The sequence below is a fragment of the Thioalkalivibrio sp. AKL10 genome (assembly GCF_000381845.1).
GTDB classification, from domain to species: Bacteria; Pseudomonadota; Gammaproteobacteria; order Ectothiorhodospirales; family Ectothiorhodospiraceae; genus Thioalkalivibrio; species Thioalkalivibrio versutus.
In genome coordinates this window covers 222,934-243,838 of the sequence record NZ_KB907143.1, presented here as the reverse complement: position 1 = coordinate 243,838, position 20,905 = coordinate 222,934, and the positions used below count along the sequence as shown (strand labels likewise).

General features: G+C 65.6%; 16 protein-coding genes and 1 tRNA gene. 14 read left to right on the top strand and 3 right to left on the bottom strand.

Annotated elements, in window-relative coordinates:
* Window position 1: 1 nt before the first annotated feature.
* Window positions 2-77 (bottom strand) — tRNA-Ala (locus tag G333_RS0106920).
* A 251-nt stretch (window positions 78-328) separates the two neighbouring features.
* On the opposite strand from G333_RS0106920, the gene G333_RS0106915 reads away from it, so the two are divergent.
* The 11 genes from G333_RS0106915 (at window position 329) to G333_RS0106865 (ending at window position 13,524) form a co-directional block, all read left to right on the top strand.
* Entirely contained in the window at window positions 329-1,114 is a 786-nt protein-coding gene (locus G333_RS0106915; RefSeq protein WP_018176571.1) for a 3',5'-cyclic-nucleotide phosphodiesterase, read from the top strand.
* Between the two features lie 162 nt (window positions 1,115-1,276).
* Window positions 1,277-1,966, top strand: a complete 690-nt coding sequence (gene phoB, locus G333_RS0106910) for a phosphate regulon transcriptional regulator PhoB (protein ID WP_018145420.1) — start codon at window positions 1,277-1,279, stop codon at window positions 1,964-1,966.
* Between the two features lie 15 nt (window positions 1,967-1,981).
* Complete coding sequence (phoR, locus tag G333_RS0106905) at window positions 1,982-3,304, top strand: phosphate regulon sensor histidine kinase PhoR (RefSeq protein WP_019628047.1); 1,323 nt, start codon at window positions 1,982-1,984, stop codon at window positions 3,302-3,304.
* 299 nt (window positions 3,305-3,603) lie between these two features.
* On the top strand, window positions 3,604-4,578 hold the full coding sequence (locus tag G333_RS0106900; RefSeq protein ID WP_018145418.1) for a PstS family phosphate ABC transporter substrate-binding protein: 975 nt from the start codon (window positions 3,604-3,606) through the stop codon (window positions 4,576-4,578).
* Between the two features lie 212 nt (window positions 4,579-4,790).
* Window positions 4,791-7,061 carry an ABC transporter permease subunit gene (locus G333_RS0106895; protein WP_019628046.1) on the top strand — a complete coding sequence of 757 codons (2,271 nt, stop codon included), beginning with the start codon at window positions 4,791-4,793 and terminating at the stop codon, window positions 7,059-7,061.
* A gap of 27 nt (window positions 7,062-7,088) precedes the next feature.
* Entirely contained in the window at window positions 7,089-8,756 is a 1,668-nt protein-coding gene (pstA, locus tag G333_RS0106890; protein ID WP_018170006.1) for a phosphate ABC transporter permease PstA, read from the top strand.
* 201 nt (window positions 8,757-8,957) lie between these two features.
* Window positions 8,958-9,788 carry a phosphate ABC transporter ATP-binding protein PstB gene (pstB, locus tag G333_RS0106885; RefSeq protein ID WP_018170007.1) on the top strand — a complete coding sequence of 277 codons (831 nt, stop codon included), beginning with the start codon at window positions 8,958-8,960 and terminating at the stop codon, window positions 9,786-9,788.
* A 286-nt stretch (window positions 9,789-10,074) separates the two neighbouring features.
* Window positions 10,075-10,797: a phosphate signaling complex protein PhoU gene (gene phoU, locus G333_RS0106880; RefSeq protein ID WP_018145414.1), complete on the top strand. Its 723-nt coding sequence runs from the start codon at window positions 10,075-10,077 to the stop codon at window positions 10,795-10,797.
* 99 nt (window positions 10,798-10,896) lie between these two features.
* Window positions 10,897-11,502: a hypothetical protein gene (locus G333_RS0106875; protein WP_019628045.1), complete on the top strand. Its 606-nt coding sequence runs from the start codon at window positions 10,897-10,899 to the stop codon at window positions 11,500-11,502.
* Window positions 11,503-12,223: 721 nt separating this feature from the next.
* Entirely contained in the window at window positions 12,224-12,661 is a 438-nt protein-coding gene (locus G333_RS0106870) for a glutathione S-transferase N-terminal domain-containing protein (protein WP_018145412.1), read from the top strand.
* 29 nt (window positions 12,662-12,690) lie between these two features.
* The gene (locus G333_RS0106865; protein ID WP_018938041.1) at window positions 12,691-13,524 is read left to right on the top strand and encodes an amidohydrolase family protein; all 834 of its coding nucleotides are present in this window, start codon (window positions 12,691-12,693) and stop codon (window positions 13,522-13,524) included.
* 670 nt (window positions 13,525-14,194) lie between these two features.
* On the opposite strand, the gene G333_RS0106860 is transcribed toward G333_RS0106865, so the two are convergent.
* Together G333_RS0106860 and G333_RS0106855 are read right to left on the bottom strand one after the other, a co-directional pair.
* Window positions 14,195-16,105 carry a methyl-accepting chemotaxis protein gene (locus tag G333_RS0106860; RefSeq protein WP_019628044.1) on the bottom strand — a complete coding sequence of 637 codons (1,911 nt, stop codon included), beginning with the start codon at window positions 16,103-16,105 and terminating at the stop codon, window positions 14,195-14,197.
* Between the two features lie 161 nt (window positions 16,106-16,266).
* Window positions 16,267-17,775 carry a DASS family sodium-coupled anion symporter gene (locus G333_RS0106855; RefSeq protein WP_019568780.1) on the bottom strand — a complete coding sequence of 503 codons (1,509 nt, stop codon included), beginning with the start codon at window positions 17,773-17,775 and terminating at the stop codon, window positions 16,267-16,269.
* Between the two features lie 161 nt (window positions 17,776-17,936).
* Between G333_RS0106855 and G333_RS0106850 the strand changes: the two genes are divergently transcribed.
* The 3 genes from G333_RS0106850 to argF all read left to right on the top strand — a co-directional run bounded on the left by G333_RS0106850 (window position 17,937) and on the right by argF (window position 20,732).
* Window positions 17,937-18,518, top strand: a complete 582-nt coding sequence (locus tag G333_RS0106850; protein ID WP_019628043.1) for a superoxide dismutase — start codon at window positions 17,937-17,939, stop codon at window positions 18,516-18,518.
* A gap of 103 nt (window positions 18,519-18,621) precedes the next feature.
* Entirely contained in the window at window positions 18,622-19,818 is a 1,197-nt protein-coding gene (locus G333_RS0106845) for an acetylornithine transaminase (RefSeq protein WP_019568781.1), read from the top strand.
* A complete protein-coding gene (gene argF / locus G333_RS0106840) occupies window positions 19,815-20,732 on the top strand; it encodes an ornithine carbamoyltransferase (RefSeq protein WP_018145406.1) in 918 nt (305 codons plus the stop codon). Before G333_RS0106845 ends, argF begins: the two co-directional genes overlap by 4 nt.
* The last annotated feature ends 173 nt before the right edge of the window (window positions 20,733-20,905 follow it).

Genomic DNA, 20,905 nt, shown 5'->3' with positions numbered 1-20,905 from the left:
TTGGTGGAGCGGAGGAGGATCGAACTCCCGACCTTCGCATTGCGAACGCGACGCTCTCCCAGCTGAGCTACCGCCCCAAACAGGACGCGCATTCTAGCAACTCCACCCGGTGGCGGGAAGCCCCGCCCGCACAAGATTCGCGAGACGCCCCGCCATGCCTCGGGATCACCTTTTCGCGCCGCACGTCACGGAACTTGGGCCTGGACCCGGTCTAGCATTAGGGCATGTCCGTCACCCACATCCAACGACCCGGGGCGACCGACCCCAGCCTCCGGCTCGCGGGTCTGGCCACACGACGGCCCGCTGCTCGCTCGATATACTGTCCGACATGAGTCTGTCCGTTCGCATCCTTGGCGCCAGTGGCGGGATTGGCCCGGGCCGGCGTACCACATCCATCCTCATCGATAACGACATCCTTATCGACGCGGGCAGTGGCGTGGGCGATCTGACCCTGGAGGAGCTGCGGCGCATTCGCCATGTCTTCCTGACCCACTCGCACCTGGACCATATCGCCTTCCTCCCGATGCTGGCGGATATGGTCTACAGCCCGGATGCCCCGCCCGTCCACGTTCACGGCCTCCCGGCAACACTCAAGGCCCTGTGCGATCACGTCTTCAACTGGGTGATCTGGCCGGACTTCACCCGTCTGCCACGGCCCGATCAGCCCTTGATCCGCCTGGAGTCGCTGCAACCCGGTCACAGCATCGCGGTGGAACATCGCGAGATCCAGGTGCTGCCCGCCCGCCATACCGTGCCCGCGGTCGGCTACAGCGTCACCAACAGCGACGGCGCCGCCTTCGCCTTCAGCGGCGACACGACCTCCTCGCACCTGCTCTGGCCCGCGCTGAACGCCCTGCCCCACCTCGATCTGCTGATGATCGAGACCGGCCTCCCAGACGAGATGGAGGGCATGGCGGATCTGGCCAAGCACTACACCCCGCAGCACCTGGGCGAGGACCTGGCGCAACTGCAGCACCGCCCGCGCATTGCCATTACCCATCTCAAGCCCGGCCACGAACAGGCCATCCGCCAGCAGCTCGCCCGCTCGCCGCACCACGACGGCATGATCTTCCTGCACGGCGACGAACGCTTCGAACTCGGCGCCCACCCTTAGCGGCTACTCATCGCTCGTCCTCACGAGGCCCGCAGGGCTGCGCCGATCGGTCGCGAGCCGCCCGAACACGCCACAGGCTGGTTGCCACCGCACCACCTCCCGTTCACACGCCTGTAACATCCCTGTTATCTAATGCGGATCAGGTAATCACGAGACGGGGCCATGGCCACTCGAATTCTGCTGGTGGAAGATGATGCAGCGATCCGCGAGATGCTGCAGGTGCCGTTCCAGAAGGCGGGCTACGAGGTCCGCGAGGCCGGCGATGTCCGCTCGGCAAAATCCCTCCTGCTGGAAGACCCACCGGATCTGATCCTGCTGGACTGGATGCTGCCGGACATCAGCGGCATCGACTGGGCGCGTACGCTCAAGACCAGCCCCGTCACCAAGGACATCCCGCTGATCATGCTGACTGCCCGCGGCGAGGAAGAAGACCGCGTGCGCGGCCTGGATGTCGGCGCCGACGACTACGTAACCAAACCGTTCTCGCCGCGCGAGCTGGTCGCGCGCATGAAGGCCGTGCTGCGCCGCACCTCGCCCACCACCAGCGAGGAACCGATCGAGATCGAGGGCCTGCGTCTGGACCCCGTCTCCCATCGCATCACCGGCAACGGCGCGGCCATCAGCATGGGCCCTACCGAGTACAACTTGCTGCACTTCTTCATGACCCATCAGGATCGGGTGTTCAGCCGCGAACAGCTGCTGGACAAGGTCTGGGGCACCAACGTCTATGTGGAGGAACGCACGGTGGATGTACACATCCGCCGCCTGCGCAAGGCGCTGGCCGACACCGGGCATGACCACCTGGTGCAAACCGTGCGTGGTTCAGGGTACCGTTTCTCGCAGCTTCCCTGACCTTCGGCGGTCCCCGTGCAGCCCCGCAAGACCTGGCCCGACATCCTCATTACCAGCCTGCTGATCGCGCTGCCGCTCCTGGCGCTTGGCTGGGCCACCGGCCAGTTCTGGCCCACCCTGGCGTTTCTGCTTGGGGCTGCACTGGCCTGGAACATCGCCAACCTGCTGTGGCTGGAGACCTGGCTGCGCCGGGGCGGCCGTGCCGACCCACCGGACGTGCGCGGCCTGTGGGGCGTGATCTTCGACCACCTCTACCGCCGCCGCAGACGCCACGAGAACCGCGTGCATCGGTTGCGCCAGCTGCTGGAGCGCTACCGGGACTCGGCGAAGGCCATGCCCGACGCGGTAGTGGTCCTGAACGATGACCTGCGCATCGAGTGGCTGAACGACATGTCCTGCCAGCTGCTCGGGCTCCACTGGCCGCGCGACGAGGGCCAGCGCATTACCCATCTCCTGCGCCACCCGGAGTTCCTGACGTTCATGGAACGTGCCCGCGAGTCCCTCGCGCGGGTGACCGTGCCCTCCCCCCTGGACAGCGAACGCCAACTGGAGATGCGCATGCTCCCCTATGGCGACGCGCAGTACCTGCTGCTGGCCCGGGACACCACCCACCTGCACCGCCTGGAGGTCATGCGCCGCGACTTCATCGCCAACGTTTCGCACGAACTGCGCACGCCGCTGACCGTACTCTACGGCGTCACCGAGAGCCTGGAAGACGAACTGGAGGACCAGCCTCAGCTCGCGCGTTCGGTCCAGATGCTGCGCGAACAGTCCGAGCGGATGAAACTGCTAGTGGACGACCTGCTGCTGCTCTCACGCCTGGAGACCGGCGAAACCACCGGCCCGCAGGACTGGTTCAACCCGTTCCCACTGTTCCAGAAGCTGACGGACGAGGCGCGCATCCTTTCGGGCACGGAAGCGCACGCGATCGTGCTGGACGCCGACCCCAAACTGGAGTTCCAGGGCAACCCGGACGAACTGCGCTCGGCCTGCGCCAACCTGCTGTTCAATGCCGTGAAGTACACACCTGGCGGCACCACCATCACCCTGCGCTGGCGGGTCGACGACGACGGCGCACGCCTGAGCGTCGAGGACACCGGGCCCGGCATCGCCAGCCATCACCTCGGGCGCCTGACCGAACGTTTCTATCGCGTGGATGCCGGGCGCACCCAGTCGCGCGGCGGGACAGGCCTGGGCCTGGCCATCGTCAAGCACGTCCTCGCCCGCCACGAAGGCCACCTCGCGATCGAAAGCCAGGTCGGCCGCGGCAGCCGGTTCACCTGCCTGTTCCCGATGAGCCGCATCCGCCGCGCCGCACCCTCCGGCCCCTCCAACTAACGTCATTGCGAGGGCCCGCCGGGCCCGTGGCAATCGTCCGCAAACACCCCGAACCCATGGGCCTTTCGGACCGATTGCCGCGTCGCTTCGCTCCTCGCAATGACCTATACCAATACCCGTCATTGCAAGCGCAACGAAGTAATCACCCCCACGAACCCGGCCCCATCCCTACCGGGCCAGATGTCACGCGGCTGTCACATGCGCGTCACGCAACTGCAAGCACCGCTCCCGATAATTCGTCATCAAGGACCGAGCCACTCGGCCTTGAAAACCTCAAGCAAGCCCAAGGGAGTACACCCATGTTGTTGAAGCGAAGCATCCTCGCGCTGGCCACGGCCACAGCCCTCGCCATCGCCCCGCTGACCGCCGCGGCTGAAGTCGATGCCGACATCCCGGCCTACGAGACGGTCTCCGGCATCTCCGGCAACCTGTCGAGCATCGGTTCCGACACCCTGAACAACCTCATGACCCTGTGGGCGGAAGAATTCCAGGGCTTCTACCCGAACGTGAACGTCCAGATCCAGGGTGCCGGCACCTCCACCGCCCCGCCCGCCCTGACCGAAGGCACCGCCGACTTCGGCCCGATGTCGCGCATGCCGCGTGACAGCGAACATGCCGAGTTCGAACAGCGCCACGGCTACGAGATGACCGCCGTGCCGGTCGCCATCGACACCATCGCCGTGTTCGTGAACCGCGACAACCCGATCGAAGGCATGAGCATCGATCAGGTCGACGCCGTCTTCTCCTCCACCCGTCGTTGTGGCGGTGCCGAGGACATCACCCGCTGGGGTCAGCTCGGACTGGAAGGCTCCTGGGCCAACCGTGACATCACCCTGTACAGCCGTAACGCCGTCTCCGGCACCTACGGGTACTTCCGCCAGCACGCCCTGTGCGATGGCGACTTCAAAAACGCCATCAACGAACAGCCGGGTTCCGCCTCGGTGGTTCAGGGCGTCTCCGAGTCCCTGAACGGCATCGGCTACTCCGGCATCGGGTACTCCACCTCCGGCGTGCGCGCCATCCCGCTGGGCACCGAAGAAGGCAACTACTTCGAGCCGAACGGCGAGAACGCCGCCTCCGGTGACTACCCGCTGGCCCGCTTCCTCTACGTGATGGTCAACAAGCACCCGGAAGACGGCCTGACCCCGCGCGCGGCCGAGTTCCTGAAGATGGTGCTGTCGAAGGAAGGCCAGGAGGTCGTGGTGCGTGACGGCTTCATCCCACTGCCGGCCACGGTCGCCGAGCGCGAGCGCAAGAACCTCGGTCTGGAATAAACCGGGCGCAGTACCCGCGCCCAGGGAATGGGTGCAAAGGCCGGGACCCAAGGGTTCCGGCCTTTTTTGTGTGTTGCGCGCAGGCCTTCCTCGCCCACCGGTCAACCAGCCGTCACATGGATGTCACGTCCCTGTCACATAGCGGCCGTAGCATCACGCCCCGACATCCAATGGTTTTGCACGCCCTTCGCGGCGGCTCTCAGGGGAACTTCATGTCCACCGCCACCATCGCCCCGCGTCTCGCCGGTTTCCAGCGCTGGCGCCGCACCAAGGATCGCTCCGCGCGCTACATGATCGGTTTTTTCGGGATCGCCGTGGTCGGCGCCCTCACCCTCATGTTCGTCTACCTCCTGAGCGAAACCCTGCCGATGTTCCAGGGCGCCAAGCTCGACCCCCTGACCGAGTACGACGCCCCCGGCGGAGCCGATACCCGCACCGTGCACCTGGCGGTGAATCGCCACCGCGAAATGGCCGTGCGCATCACCGACGACCGGCGTGCCGTGTTCTTCCGCCCGAATACCGGCGAGATCGTGCGCGAACAGACCCTGCCGATCCCCGATGATGTCCGGGTCACCAGTTTCACCGCGGCCGAGCCGCGCACCCGCCTGGTGGCGCTTGGCCTCGACAACGGGCAGGTCCTCGCCATCGAGTACGAATACAACGAGCGCTTCACCCCCGAGGGCCGCGAATATGACCCGCGCGTGATCTACCCGCTGGGTGACGAAGACTCCGCACTGCTGGATATCGACGGCGATGGCCCCGCCATCAGCGTGGTCGGGATCCAGCGCGGTTCCAGTGGGATTCGTGTCGCCGCCACCACGGAGGACGGCCGCATCCGCCTGGTCCAGTTCGAGGAAACCACCTCGATGATGACCGGCGAGACCCAGGTGCGCCGCAGTGCCTACGACATGCCCGCCCTGCCAGAAGGCAGCACGGCCACCCGCATCCTCCTCGACATCACCGGCCGCATCATGCTCGTGGGCGACGACCAGGGGCGCCTGCACTCCTACGATATCCGTCGTCCGGCCAGCGCGACCCTGGAAGACAGCAAGCGCGTGATTCGCGGAGACGAGGCCGAAGTCACCTCGCTCGAATACCTCTTGGGCACGGTGTCGATCGTCGTGGGCGGCTCGGACGGATCGGTCACCCAGTACATGCTGGTGCGCGACGCCGACAACGTGAACCGCATCACCCGCGTGCGCGAATTCCCCGCGCACGCCGGGCCGGTCACCAACACCCAGCCCGAATACATCCGCAAGGGCTTCCTGACCGCCGACGAAACCGGCCAGATCAAGATCCACTACCCCACCTCGCAGCGCACCCTGGTGGAACGCCAGATTACCGATCAGGCGCTGCATCGAGTGTACGTGGACCCGCGCAACCGCCTGCTGATCGCGATCGACGAGGCCGAGAACTGGCACCTGCAGCGCCTGGAGAACCGTCATCCGGAGGTCTCCTTCCACGTGCTGTGGCAGAAGGTCTGGTACGAGGGCCGCTCGGGTGGCGACTATGTCTGGCAGTCCTCCTCGGCCACCGACGAGTTCGAACCCAAGTTCTCGCTGATCCCCCTGACCATCGGCACCATCAAGGCCGCCTTCTACGCCATGCTGTTCGCCACCCCGCTGGCGATCATGGGGGCGATCTACAGCGCCTACTTCATGTCGGCGCGCATGCGCACGCTCACCAAGCCCTCGATCGAGCTGATGGAGGCGCTGCCCACGGTCATCCTCGGCTTCCTCGCCGGGTTGTGGCTGGCCCCGTTCATCGAGGCGAACCTGCCCGCCGTCGCGAGCATCCTGATTCTGCTGCCGCTGTCCATGCTGCTGATGGCCTTCGTCTGGACCCGTGTGCTCCCCGAGCAGGTCCGCGCGTTCATACCGGCGGGCTGGGAGGCCGCGATCCTGATCCCGGTGATCCTGCTGGTGGGCTGGTTCGCGGTGACGCTGAGCCCCCTGATCGAGATCTGGATGTTCGGCGGCGACGCCCGCCAGTGGCTGACCGACAACGGCATCACCTACGACCAGCGCAACGCCCTCGTGATCGGCATCGCCATGGGCTTCGCGGTGATCCCGACCATCTACTCGATTTCCGAGGATGCCGTGTTCAACGTGCCCAAGCACCTGACCCAAGGTTCGCTGGCGCTGGGGGCCACACCCTGGCAGACCGTAGTGCGCGTGGTCCTGCTGACCGCCAGCCCGGGGATCTTCTCGGCGGTCATGATCGGCTTCGGCCGCGCCGTCGGCGAGACCATGATCGTGCTGATGGCGACCGGGAACTCGCCGGTGGTCAATTTCAACATCTTCGAGGGCATGCGCACGCTCTCCGCCAACATCGCGGTCGAGATGCCCGAGGCCGCGGTCGGCGGCAGCCACTTCCGCATCCTGTTCCTCGCCGCACTGGTGCTGTTCGCGCTCACGTTCTTCGTGAACACGGTCGCCGAGATCGTGCGCCAGCGCCTGCGCAACAAGTACGCCTCCCTTTAAAACGCATTCCAGACAGGTCTCGATCCGATGAATAAATGGTTCAAATCCGGCACCCCCTGGATCTGGCTGAATGCGGGCGCGGTGGCCACCTCGCTGGTGATGGTCTTCGGGCTGATCCTGATGATTGCGGTCAACGGCCTGTCGTTCTTCTGGCCGTCCAACGTGGCCCAGTTCGAATACCAGACGGCGCAGCAAAGCGAGCCTACCCAGGTCATGGGCGAGTTCCAGCGCTCCGAGACGATGACCGCCCAGGCCATGCGCGACGCCGGCTTCGACGTGCCCGAAGGCCAGGAAATCGTGGTACGGCACCTGGTCAAGCGCGGCAATCGTGACCTCGACTCGCGAGACTTCCGCTGGTATCTGGACGACTTCATGGGCGAGCGCGAGATGCCTCGCGATGCCGTGGTGCTGGAACGCCTGCAGTGGGGCAACTTCTACGGCTTCGTTCGCGAGTTCCGCGTGGACGGCGAGGCCGTGGCCACCGGCAACGAGGCGCGCGTGCGTTTCGAGGCGGTTATCCCCGAGACCCGCGGCCTGGTCCGCCAGATCGAACGCATCGAACGCGTGGACATCGGCGCGATCAATTTCCAGATCGAGCAGATCCGCATTGCCCTGCGCGGTATCGAGCGTGCCACCGAGCTGTCGATCGAGGAGCGCGCCGAGCGCGAGGCGGAACTGCAGGCCGAACGCGCGGAACTCGAGGAGCAGTACGCGGAGCTGGAAAACGAGCGTAACGAGCTGCGCCGCGAACTGCGCCGCTACGCCATCCTGATGGAGACCGCCGACGGCGCCGAATCCGTGATCGCACTGGCCGACGTCGTGAACGCCTGGTGGCCGAACGACATGAGCATCCCGCAGAAGCTCGGGCACTACGTGCACACCTTCTGGGAGTTCATGACCGGCTATCCGCGCGAGGCCAACACCGAAGGCGGCATCCTGCCGGCGATCTTCGGGACCGTGCTGATGGTCCTGATCATGTCGATCGTGGTGACCCCGTTCGGCGTGCTGGCCGCGATCTACCTGCGCGAGTACGCGAAGCAGGGCCCGCTGGTGCGCATCATCCGCATCTCGGTGAACAACCTCGCGGGCGTCCCCTCCATCGTATTTGGTGTATTCGGCCTCGGGTTCTTCGTCTACCTGGTCGGTGGCAACATCGACCAGATGTTCTTCCGCGATGCCCTGCCCTCGCCCACCTTCGGCTCGCCGGCGATCATCTGGGCCTCGCTCACGCTCGCGCTGTTGACCCTGCCGGTGGTAATCGTCTCCACCGAGGAAGGCCTGACCCGCATCGGTGCCAGCATCCGCCACGGCTCGCTGGCCCTGGGCGCGACCAAGGCCGAGACCCTGTGGCGCCTGATCGTGCCGCTTTCGGCGCCGGCGATGATGACCGGGCTGATCCTGGCCGTCGCGCGCGCGGCCGGCGAGGTGGCCCCGCTGATGCTGGTCGGGGTGGTCAAGCTGGCCCCCAGCCTGCCGGTGGACGGCAACTTCCCGTACCTGCACCTGGATCGCGCCTTCATGCACCTGGGCTTCCACATCTACGACGTCGGCTTTCAGAGCCCGAACGTCGAGGCCGGCCGGCCGCTGGTCTACGCGACCGCCCTGATCCTGGTGATGCTGATCATCGTGCTCAACCTGACCGCCATCTCGATCCGCAACTACCTGCGTGAGAAGTACCGCGCCGACAGTGACTGAGATACGACATGCACAACGTCTCTCGCATACATCGTCATTGCGAGGCCCCGCAGGGGCCATGGCAATCGGCTTCCGGTACCCCACACGCCGGAGGCACCCAAACCGATTGCCACGTCGCTGCGCGCCTCGCGATGACGGTGTTTTTCCGACCCCTCGCGGTGCCGGGATGCGTCGAACCCCATTCCCCATGGAGTACCCGAAATGAGTGACACCCAGACCCACGCCGTCAACGTGGCCCAGAATAACCAGGCCCCGCGCGGCCTCAGCCTCGACCGAGAGGACATCTGCCTGACCGCGGAGGGCCTCAAGCTTTTCTACGGCGAGGACCAGGCGCTCAAGGGCATCGACATCCGCATCCCGAAGAACCGCATCACGGCATTCATCGGGCCTTCCGGTTGCGGCAAGTCCACGTTCCTGCGCTGTTTCAACCGCATGAACGACCTGATCGATTCCGTACGCATCGAGGGCACCATCCGCCTGGACGGCGCGGACATCAACGACAAGTCCGTGGATGTCCCCGAGTTGCGCCGCCGAGTGGGCATGGTGTTCCAGAAGCCGAACCCGTTCCCCAAGTCGATCTACGAGAACGTGGCCTACGGCCTGCGCCTGCAGGGCGTGAAGAACCGCCGCAAGCTGGACGAGGTGGTGGAGAAGTCGCTTAAGCGCGCCGCGCTGTGGGATGAGGTGAAAGACCGCCTGCACGAGAATGCCTTCGGCCTGTCCGGCGGCCAGCAGCAGCGCCTGGTCATCGCCCGCGCCATCGCGATCGACCCCGAGGTCCTGCTGCTGGACGAGCCCTGCTCGGCGCTGGATCCGCTGGCCACGCTGAAGATCGAGGAGTTGATGATCGAGCTGAAGAAGGACTACACGCTGGTCATCGTCACCCACAACATGCAGCAGGCCGCGCGCGTCTCCGACTACACCGCCTTCATGTACATGGGCGAGCTGATCGAATACGCGGATACCGACACCCTGTTCACCTCGCCTGCCAAGAAGCAGACCGAGGACTACATCACCGGCCGCTTCGGCTAGGGAGACACGGATGAATCTACACCTCCGCGTTGGTGCCCCATTTTGTGCGAGAGCAAGCGCTACAAACAGGCCGACAAGGCCCATGCCGGTACCAACACTCTGGAAATGGGGCAACAACCCCGTATGTCCTCACTTAGAGGTCGGGGCTCGGCCGCTTTTGCCCGCTGCCAGCGTTGCGGCTCCCTTGTGCAGAGTCACTGCACGGCAGTCACCGCGCCTTGTCAGCGGGCAAAACCGACTCGAGCGCGGACGCGTACATTCATCAGTGTCTCCCTAGGAAAACACCATGGACAAGAGCTTCTTCAAGCAACACATCTCGCAGCAGTTCAACGCCGAGCTGGAAGACATCATCAAGCAGGTGATGGCCATGGGCGGTCTGGTCGAGCAGCAGCTCGCCGATGCCGTCCACGCGATGGTCGAGGGCGATGCCGAACTCGCCGAGAAGGTCATGACCTCCGACTACGAGGTCAACGCCAAGGAGGTCGAGATCGACGAGGAGTGCACCCACATCCTCGCCCGGCGCCAGCCGACCGCCTCCGACCTGCGGCTGGTGATCGCGGTCATCAAGACCATCACCGACCTGGAACGCATGGGCGACGAGGCCGAGCGGGTCGGCCGCATGGGCCTGCACCTGCTGGATGAAGACCGCAACAGCGCCCCGATGTCGGATATCGCCAGCATGGGCGAACATGTCCGCGAGATGACCCGCGGGGCCCTGGATGCCTTCGCCCGTATGGACGTGGAACAGGCCGTGCGCGTCGCCCAGCTCGATATCCAGATCGACAGCCTGTACGAGACCGTCACCCACAAACTGATGCGGCAGATGACCGCCGCCCCGGACTCCGTCCCGCGCCTGATGGACATCGTCTGGGCCACCCGCTCCCTGGAACGTATCGGCGACCGCGCGCGCAACATCTGCGAATACGTCGTCTATTTCGTCAAGGGCAAGGACGTGCGCCACACCAGCTACGAGCAAATGGCCGAGCAGGCCACCGGTGACCGCCACTGACCCCGGCGACTCGACTCTGCCCGCGCGCGGGAGCCCCGATTCTGCTGCCCCGGTGCGCGGGTGTTTGCGTGGTTCGGCGATCCCCGCTTGAATGGGGCCATGTGGATTACCCGCACACGCCCTCGACCATTTCCGCTTCCCGCCTGGCTGTTCGTGGGCGGCCTCATGGCCATGCTGGCCGTGCCCAGCCTGCACGCGGGCCCCGTGACCTCCTCTGACCCGCTGCCCCAGGGCGAACCCTCCGCGGCCGTCGTCGAACTCCTGGAACGTGACAAGCTCCCTGAAGGCGTGGTCTTCGAGATCATCGAGAACGACCGCGCAGCGCTATCCGCGCTTCTTCCCGAGATTCGGGCCAGTGTCGCCCGCCTGCGCGAACGCGACCCCGACTACCCGGTGGCCGTCGTCTCCCACGGTGCGGAACAATTCACCCTGACGCGTAGCGAGGCGATGCAGCACCCCAGCCTGCACGACGAGGTGGAGGCCCTGGTCCGCGAAGAAAGTGTGAACGTGGCAGTCTGCGGCACCTTTGCCGGCTGGCGCGGCCTGGACGCGGAGGCATTTGCCGACTTCGTCGACGTCGCCGACCGCGCCCCGGACCGCCTCGATGACTATCGCGAACTGGGCTTCGAAGTGATCCGCCTGCGCCCGTCGCTACTCGACGCGCCCCCGGAAGACCCTTGGGAGTTCGACTTCGGCACCCCCTGAGCATGCCGATTCACAAAGATCCCCACCACGAAGACGCGAAGACGGTCGAGAGCCTGTAACCATGGAGGTCACAGCGGACACCGAGAACGCCAGGACGGTTGACGGGATCGGAGCTTTGATGTGGGCTGAGCAGCACGGATCGGTGCGCCAATACCCTTTTCTGCGCACCCTTGGACCCCTTCACGCCGCGCCCTCTGTATACGCCGTGGAAAGACCGCCCTTGATCTTCTTCGTGCCTTCATGCGGTTTGTGGAAAAGCGCTCTCCTGATTAGCAACGAGCGTCCGCCAGGCTCAAGGCCCGTGCGGGCCCGGGTCTCCAGGCGCCTCCTACATCGTCATCCCGGAAACCGCGCAGCGGTTATCCGGGATCTCCACGGTATGAGTGACGCGTACGTTGGGGCTGGAACGGCGTGTGGAGATCCCGGCTCTCCGCTGCGCTACGGCCGGGATGACGGGGAGGGGGCACTACGACCGGGATCACAATCAGGGTGAGCTCCGCCCGGGATGACAGGGCAGGGGTAAGGGCCCCGGGAGGGTGACACTCCCAGGAAGGCCTGGATCAAAGTGGCCCGGGGTGGGCCATGCACGTCCCCAAATGGGTCCCGCCACTGGCTGACGATCGTTGCTAATCAGGAGCGCTCTTGGGTTTGAGGGCGAAACTAACGCCTCCATCGCTCGAGATGCTGTAACGGTGTCGGGCTCCTGTGGCATCCTTTCGCCATGAGATTCCTGATTCGCACCTTCTTCCGTGGCGTCCGCCTGATTCTGACCCCGTTCATGCTGATCGGTGAGCGCGTGTCGCGCCCACGCGGCATCGAACGGGACCCGGCCGACCAAGCCCGAATCGACGAACAGACGCAACGCCTTGCCCTGTATCACTTCCCGGCGTGCCCGTTCTGCATCAAGGCCCGCCGCGCGATGCAGCGCCTGTCGCTGGATATCGAACTGCGCAACGCCCAGGCCACCGGTCCCTGGCGCGAGGAACTGCAGAACGAGGGCGGCCGCCTGCAGGTGCCCTGCCTGCGAATCGAGGAAGAAGACGGCTCGGTGCGCTGGCTGTACGAATCCGATGCCATCATCCGCTACCTGCGCGAACGCTTCGATCCGGCACAGACGACCGATCCGACTCCTGCGCCCAACAGTCCGCCGCGTTCCTGATGTCGAATTGGCTTCCGAAGGGTCTGTCCATGCACCATCGCCTCCACCGTTCCCTGCTCGGCGCCACGCTCGGGCTGGCCCTGCCCTTCACCGTCGCCAGCGCCGAGCCGCCGATCTTCGATGCCCACCTGCACTATCGCCCGGCGGTGGCCGAAACCTTTGGCATCAGCGACGTGGGCCGCACCCTGGCCTCCAATGACGTGCGCAGCGCCATCGTCATGTCGACCGAAGGCGGCTTGATTCGTCGCCTGCAAGCGGGCTCGGATACCCGCATCGTGCCGTTTCTGGAAGTTTCCCACCGCCTGGGCAAGAAGATGGACTGGATGCACGTCGAGGACCTGGGCGCCCGCATTGCCGACATGCTGGACGAATCCGACGTGGCCTGGCGCGGGCTGGGCGAGTTTCACATCCTGGCAGACGACCGCTTCGGACCCGGCTTCGAACAGTTGCTGGACCTGGCCGTCGCACGCGATCTGACCATCATGATCCACGGCGACCCGGCCGTGATCGATCATGCCTACGCCACCCACCCCGAGGTGCGCATCCTCTGGGCCCACGCCGGCAGCTACGCCTACCCGCCCCTGGTGCAGGACTACCTCGAGCGCCACCCGCGCATGAACATGGACCTGTCCATGCGCAACCCGCGCATTAACCCCGGTGGTCAGATCGACGACGACTGGTTCGAGCTGTTCCTCACCCATCCGGATCGCTTCATGATCGGCGTGGACACCTTCACCACCACGCGCTGGGAACAGTACACCCACCTGAAAGACGAGACCCGCGCCTGGCTCGACCAGCTGCCCGACAACGTCGCCCGCGCCATTGCCTTCGAAAACGGCGAACGCCTCTTTCCCGCTCCGTAAGGGCCTTTATTCACCACGAAGGCCACAAGGTACGACGACGAGCAAAGGCCTGAGCCACAGAGGTCACAAAGAACGGCAAGGACAGTGACGAAAGATCACGATCGGACTGTGATCTGACGTCGCACGGCCATCATCCGACCTTTTCCTTCCCAGCCCTTCCCCCAGTCCTCTGTGTCCTCCGTGGTCCAATCGCCCTCCTGATTAGCAACGATCGTCAGCCAGTGGCGGGGCCCATTTGGGGACGTGCATGGCCCGCCCCGGGCCACTTTGATCCAGGCCTTCCTGGGAGTGTCACCCTCCCGGGGCGCTTACCCCTGCCCTGTCATCCCGGGCGGAGCTCACCCTGATTGTGATCCCAGTCGTAGTGCCCCCTCCCCGTCATCCCGGCCGTAGCGCAGCGGAGAGCCGGGATCTCCACACGCCGTTCTAGCCCCAACGTGCGGGTCACTCATACCGTGGAGATCCCGGATAACCGCTGCGCGGTTTCCGGGATGACGATGTAGGAGGCGCCTGGAGACCCGGCCCCGCACGGGCCTTGAGCCTGGCTGACGCTCGTTGCTAATCAGGATCGCCCTTGACCTGGCTTCTTCGTCTGCCCTTTTCCCCACACCCATAAAAAAGCCCGCGCTCCCCGAACAGGGAGGCGGGCTCGACATCATCGGGTCGAGTATCAGACCTTGAACTGACCCACGCGCTCCTGCTGCTGGGACGCGAGCTTGGACAGCTCCTCCGAGGCATTGCGGATCTGCTCGGAGCCCGCCGCGGTCTGGTCCAGCACCTCGGTGATGTTGGCCACGTTGCGGTTGATCTCCTCGGCCACGGTGGACTGCTCCTCGGCGGCGCTGGCGATCTGCGTGTTCATGTCGCTGATGCGGGTCACCGACTGGGTAATCGCGTTCAGCGATTCGCCGGCGAGGTTCACCTGCTCGACACTCTCGTGGGCCTTGGAACGCCCATCTTCCATCGCCTGCACCGCCTCGCGCGTACCGCTCTGGACCCGCTCGATCATCTGCTGGATCTCGTGCGTCGAGTCCTGCGTCCGGCTGGCCAGGGTGCGTACCTCGTCGGCCACCACGGCGAAGCCGCGGCCCTGCTCGCCAGCGCGGGCCGCCTCGATCGCGGCATTCAGCGCCAGCAGGTTGGTCTGGTCGGCGATGTCCCCAATGACCTCCAGGACCTTGTTGATCTGCTCGGCATCCTGCGACAGGCGGGTGACCACCTCGGCCGCATTGTCGACCTGCCTGGACAGGCCGTTGATCGCGGTGATCGTCTTCTGCACCACCTGCTGACCGGCCACGGCGTCCTGGTCCGTAGCCTGGGCGGCCGCCGCCGCATCCGCGGCATTGCGGGCGACTTCCTGCACGGTGGCGGTCATCTCGTTCATCGCGGTGGCGACCTGGTCGGTCTCCGCCTTCTGGCGGCGCACCTGCTCGTTGGTCTCCTCGCTGGTCGCGGACAGCTCGTTGGACGCGGCAGCGACCTGATCGGAACCCGCCGCCACTTGCTGGATCAACACGCGAATCTTCTCGACAAAGCGGTTGAACACCACCGCCAGATCGCCCAGCTCGTTCCGGCCGGACACCTCCAGCTGGCGCGTCAGGTCACCCTCGCCACTGGCGATGTCGTCCAGACGCTCCACCGTCTGGCACAGCGGGCGCACGATACTGCGGGTCAGGAACCAGGCCAGCAGCGCGCCCAGAACCACCGCGATCACGCCGACCATGACCACCGTGCCGGTGGCGTTGCGGGTCATGGTCACGTAGGCGCTGCGGTCCACCATCAGTTCCAGCACACCCACCGCATCGCCGGAGAAATCGCGCACCGGCCGGGCGATCACCGCCATCGGCTCGCCCTGGTAGGTCACGTTGCGCACCAGGCGCTCGCCCTCGAGCACTTCGCGCATCTCGGCCGCATTGAAGGTCGCTTCGCCTTCGATGGTCCCGCCAAAGCGGTTGAACCGACCCTCATCGCGCAGGTAGAGCGCGACCGGTGCACCCAGCTCCTCGGTGAACTGCTCGAAGAAAGGGTCGCCGAAGGACAGCCCGAACTCCACCGAACCCACGTGCTCTCCGTTGTGAGCAATGGGGACCACGCCGCGGATACCCAGGCCGGCCACGCCCTCTTCCAGGCCCGAGATCGGGGCGCGGCGGTCGTTGGTGTCGACGACCGTCTGGCGAAAACCGGACAGGTCATCGCCATAACGATCCGGGCGATGCACGCGCAGGAAGGAGGTCGCCGGCGGCGTGTGGAACTGATACTGGCGCACGCCGTAATCGGCGTTCAGGGACTCGAAACTCGGCACCGTCAGTGCGGCCAACCGATCACGATCCCCATTGGCCATGGCCTCCTGCACATCCGGGATACGCGCCACGGTCTCCGCCATCGCGGTCGCGCGCGCCGACTCCTGGTCCAGCCGATCCAGCAACTGGCCAGCCAAGTCGTTCAGCTCCCGCTGCTCCGCCCTGTCCGCCATCGTACCCAGGGCATTCATCACCACGACCAGGGTCAGCACCACGGCCAGGACCACCACGCCGATGATGCCCACCATGAGCCGTACGCCAATTCGAATATTGTTGAACATGTCGGTGCGTCCTTCGGTCTGCCGGTCAGCGCCAGCTCGCAAAATAATGGGCCGTTCGTCCTCCCTAGCGGCGGCGAATCCTAGAACTTGAGCATGGAAGGCTTTTCATCCCCACAAGAACGTCGGGGACACGGCACTCACAGAACGAATCCGCGCCGCGGCTACACCAACAGGGCCTCGGCGAAGACGTAGACCGCCAGGCTGATCAGCACCAGCGCCACCACGGAAAGCAGAGCCCCTCCCCGCACCATGTCCAGCACCTGCAGGCGGTTGCTGGCGAACACGATGGCATTCGGCGGGGTCGCCACCGGCAGCATGAAGGCCACGGAAGCGGCAAAGGCGACGGGGAGTGCCAGCATCAGGACCGGCACGTCCATGCTCAGCGCAAACGCGGTGACCAGGGGTAGCAGCGTCGCGGCCGTGGCCGTATTGCTCGTTACGTGGCTCAGCGTCATGGTCAGCAACACCACCCCGGCCATGATCAGGATCAGCGGCCAGGTCTGCGCGATCACCAGGGCATCGGCCGCCAGCTCCGCCAGACCACTGGACTCGATGGCCGCCCCCAGGCTGAGGCCGCCTCCGACCAGCAGCAGCACGCCCCAGGGCAGTTCGCGGGTGTTGTCCCAGGCCAACAACCTGCGCTGCTCCATGGAACCCGAGGGGATCAGGAACAACAAGCCGGCGCCCAGGATCGCAATGCCGGCATCGGTCAGCGAGATGGGCAACCACCCCTCCAGCAGCGGTCGTGTCAGCCAGGCGAGCGCGACCAGCACGAACACCGCCGCCACGCGCTTCTCTGCGGTCGACCAACGCCCGACCGTGGCGCGCTGCTCGTCCAGCAGGGCGCGCAGGCCGTTCAGTTCGACCCGGTGCACCGGGAACACCCAGCGCGTCAGCAGCCACCACGCGAGGGCCAGGAGGATCGCCGCCAACGGCAGGCCCAGGGTCATCCATTCCAGAAACCCGATCTCCATCCCGTGGCGATCCCCGAGATAGGCCGCGGTCAGGGCGTTCGGCGGCGAGCCGATAATGGTCGCCATGCCCCCGATGTTTGCGGCAAAGGCGATCCCCAGCAACAACGCCAGGGCCGGGCGCCGCGACTCCGCACTCGCCCCCGGCCCCTGTGGCGATGCACCACGTTCAATCAGGCCCAGTACCGACAGGGCGATCGGCAGCATCAGCGCCGCGGTCGCGGTATTGCTGACCCACATGGACAACCCGGCCGTGGCCAGCATGAAGGCCCCGACCAGGGCGTGCAGACGATTCCCGGAACGGGCCACGATCGCGAGCGCCATGCGCCGGTGCAAATCCCAGCGTTGCACCGCCAAGGCGATCGCAAAGCCACCCATGAACAGGAAGATGATCGGGTTCGCGTAGGGCGCGGTCGCGTTCTCCATCGAGGTAATGTCGAGGACCGGGAGGATCGCGATCGGCAGCAGCGCCGTGACCGGCAGCGGCAACGCCTCGCTGATCCACCAGGTCGCCATGAACAGCGTCAGCCCCAGCACCCACCAAGCCGCCGGATCGAACCCCGTCGGCGCCGGCACCAGCAGGAACAGCACAAAGATCGCCGGGCCCAGCATCAGGCCGATCCGGGCGCGCCAGTCCACCGTCGAGCCCTTCGCCACCGCCGCTTCGCCTTCCTGCCCCGTCTCGTCGGTATCCGCCATGCGCCTCGTCTTGTGGGAAATCCGCCGGGGTGAAAACCAACCGGCATCATCGGGAATTGCATCGCCCGGGCAACGTGACTATCGTTAACCCGTTATGCGTCGCTCCCGGTTCGGGTGCGCCGCCGCCTCAGTTTCTCACGACACCGTACAAGGAGTCTTTCATGGCCTACGAACTGCCCGATCTGCCCTACGCCAAGAACGCGCTGGAGCCGCACATCTCCGCCGAGACGCTGGAATACCATCACGACAAGCACCACGCGACCTACGTGACCAAGCTGAACGGCCTGCTGCCGGGTTCCGAGTTCGAAAATGCCTCGCTGGAAGACATCATCAAGAAGGCCCCGGCCGGCGGCATCTTCAACAACGGCGCCCAGGTCTGGAACCACACCTTCTACTTCAACTGCATGGCCCCGAACGCCGGCGGCGAACCTTCCGGCAAGCTCGCGGACGCGATCAACAGCGCCTTCGGTTCGTTCGATGCCTTCAAGGAGAAGTTCAACGAATCCGCCGTCGGCAACTTCGGTTCCGGCTGGACCTGGCTGGTGCAGAACAGTGATGGCTCGGTGGAGATCGTCAACACCTCCAACGCCGCCAACCCGCTGCGCGACGGCAAGACCCCGCTGCTGACCTGCGATGCCTGGGAACACGCCTACTACATCGACTATCGCAACGCGCGCCCGAAGTACCTCGAGAACTTCTGGGCCGTGGTCAACTGGGACTTTGCTGCCCAGCAGATGAAGTAAACCCCAAAGGGTTTATATACTAGGCGCCTTTGGCCGCATGATGCGGCTGCGCCTTTCATCGAGCCGGCGGTCCTCCGCCGGCTCTTTGGTTTCGGAGAACCCAATGAACGACGCCCTGCAGAACACCTACAAGCGCCTGCCCGTCGCCTTTGAACGTGGCGAAGGCGCCTGGCTGTGGGACACCGACGGCAAGCGCTATCTGGATGCCCTGTCCGGCATTGCCGTGTGCGGTCTCGGACATGCCCACCCCAAGGTGGCACAGGCCATCTGCGACCAGGCCAGCACGCTGGTGCATACCTCCAACCTGTACCGTATCCCGCTGCAGGAACAGCTGGCCCGGCGTCTGTGCAAGCTGGCCGGCATGGACCGCGCGTTCTTCTGCAACTCCGGAGCCGAGGCCAACGAAGCGGCGATCAAGCTCGCCCGCCTGCACGGCCGCGCCCGGGGCATCGCCGAGCCCAAGATCGTGGTGATGGAGGGCAGCTTCCACGGCCGCACCCTGGCCACGCTGTCCGCCACCGGAAACCCCAAGGTGCGTGCCGGGTTCGAACCGCTGGTCTCGGGCTTCGTGCATGTCCCGCATGGCGACTTCGATGCGGTAGAGGCCCTGGCCGAAGACCCCGACGTGGTCGCAATCCTGGTCGAGCCGGTCACCGGCGAAGGCGGGATCCATGTCCCGCCCCCTGGCTACCTGCGGCGCCTGCGCGAGCTGGCCGACCGCAAGGACTGGCTGCTGATGCTGGACGAGATCCAGGCGGGCATCGGACGCACCGGATACTGGTTCGCCTTCCAGCACGAGGGCATCACGCCGGACGTGGTCAGCCTGGCCAAGGGTCTCGGCAACGGCATCCCCATTGGCGCCAATCTGGTCGCCGGTGCGGCGCGCGAGCTGTTCAGTCCCGGCATGCATGGCACCACCTTCGGGGGCAACCCGCTGGTGTGCCGGGCGGCACTGGCCGTGCTCGACGTCATGCAGGACGAGGCCCTGTGCGAACAGGCCGCGCGCCAGGGCGAATTCCTGCTGGGTCGCCTGCGCGACCGTCTGAGCGACCACCCGGGCGTGGTCGCCGTGCGCGGCCGCGGCCTGATGATCGGCGTCGAGCTGGACCGCCCGGCGGGCGAGCTGGTGATGGCCGCCCTGGAACGCGGCCTGATCCTGAACGTCACGGCGGACCGCGTGATCCGCCTGCTGCCGCCGCTGATCATCGACGACGACCAGGTGGAACAGATCGCCGCCACCGTAGCCGACCTGGTGGATGCCTTCCTGTCATCCTCTGTCCCCAAGGAGGTCTCTGCATGAACCCTCGCCATTACCTCTCGTTCCTCGATCTCTCCGGGGATGAAACCCGTGCCCTGCTGCAACGGGCGATCGAGCTCAAGCAGCAGCTGAAGTCGGGCGGGCACCACGACGACCTGCTGCGCGGCAAGACCCTGGGCATGATCTTCGAGAAGTCCTCCACCCGGACCCGGGTATCGTTCGAGGTGGGCATGCAGCAGCTGGGCGGCAACGCCCTGTTCCTGTCCCCGCGCGACACCCAGCTGGGCCGCGGCGAACCGATCGAAGACACCGCCCGCGTACTCTCGCGCATGGTCGACTGCGTGATGATCCGCACCTACGAGCACGAGAAGATCGAACTGTTCGCCAAGCACTCCTCGGTCCCGGTGATCAACGGCCTGACCGATCTGGAGCACCCGGCGCAGCTGCTCGCCGACCTGCAGACCTACGTCGAGCACCGCGGCGACATCCGCGGCAAGCGCGTGGCCTGGATCGGCGACGGCAACAACATGTGCCACAGCTACATGTACGCCGCCCGCCAGCTGGATTTCCAGCTGGTCGCCGCCTGTCCGGAAGGCTACGACCCGGAGCCCAGCGTGGTCGAGACCACGCAGGAACACTTCGAGCTGACGCGCGACGCACGTGCCGCGGCCGAGGGTGCGGATCTGGTCGTCACCGATGTCTGGGCGAGCATGGGCCAGGAGCAGGAAAAGAGCGCGCGGCGCCGGGCCTTCTCCGGCTTCTTCGTCGATGCCGACCTGATGCGGCTCGCCAACGACGACGCCCTGTTCATGCACTGCCTGCCGGCCCACCGCGAAGAAGAAGTCTCCACGGATGTCCTGGAAGGCCCGCAAAGCGTCGTCTGGGACGAGGCCGAGAACCGCCTGCACGCCCAGAAGGCCCTGCTAGAATTCCTGATCACCCTCAACGCCAGCTAGCGTTCTTCGCGCCCCCTTTTATCCACCAAGAAGCACACGAAGAAGGGCAAGGGCGAATTAACCACGGAGGGCACAGAGGACACGGAGCAGGTCCAGCGAAAATAATCGACAACTATGGAATGCGACATCCGGGCGCCAAGCCTGTTGCCCGCATCCCATTAACTTTCTTGCCC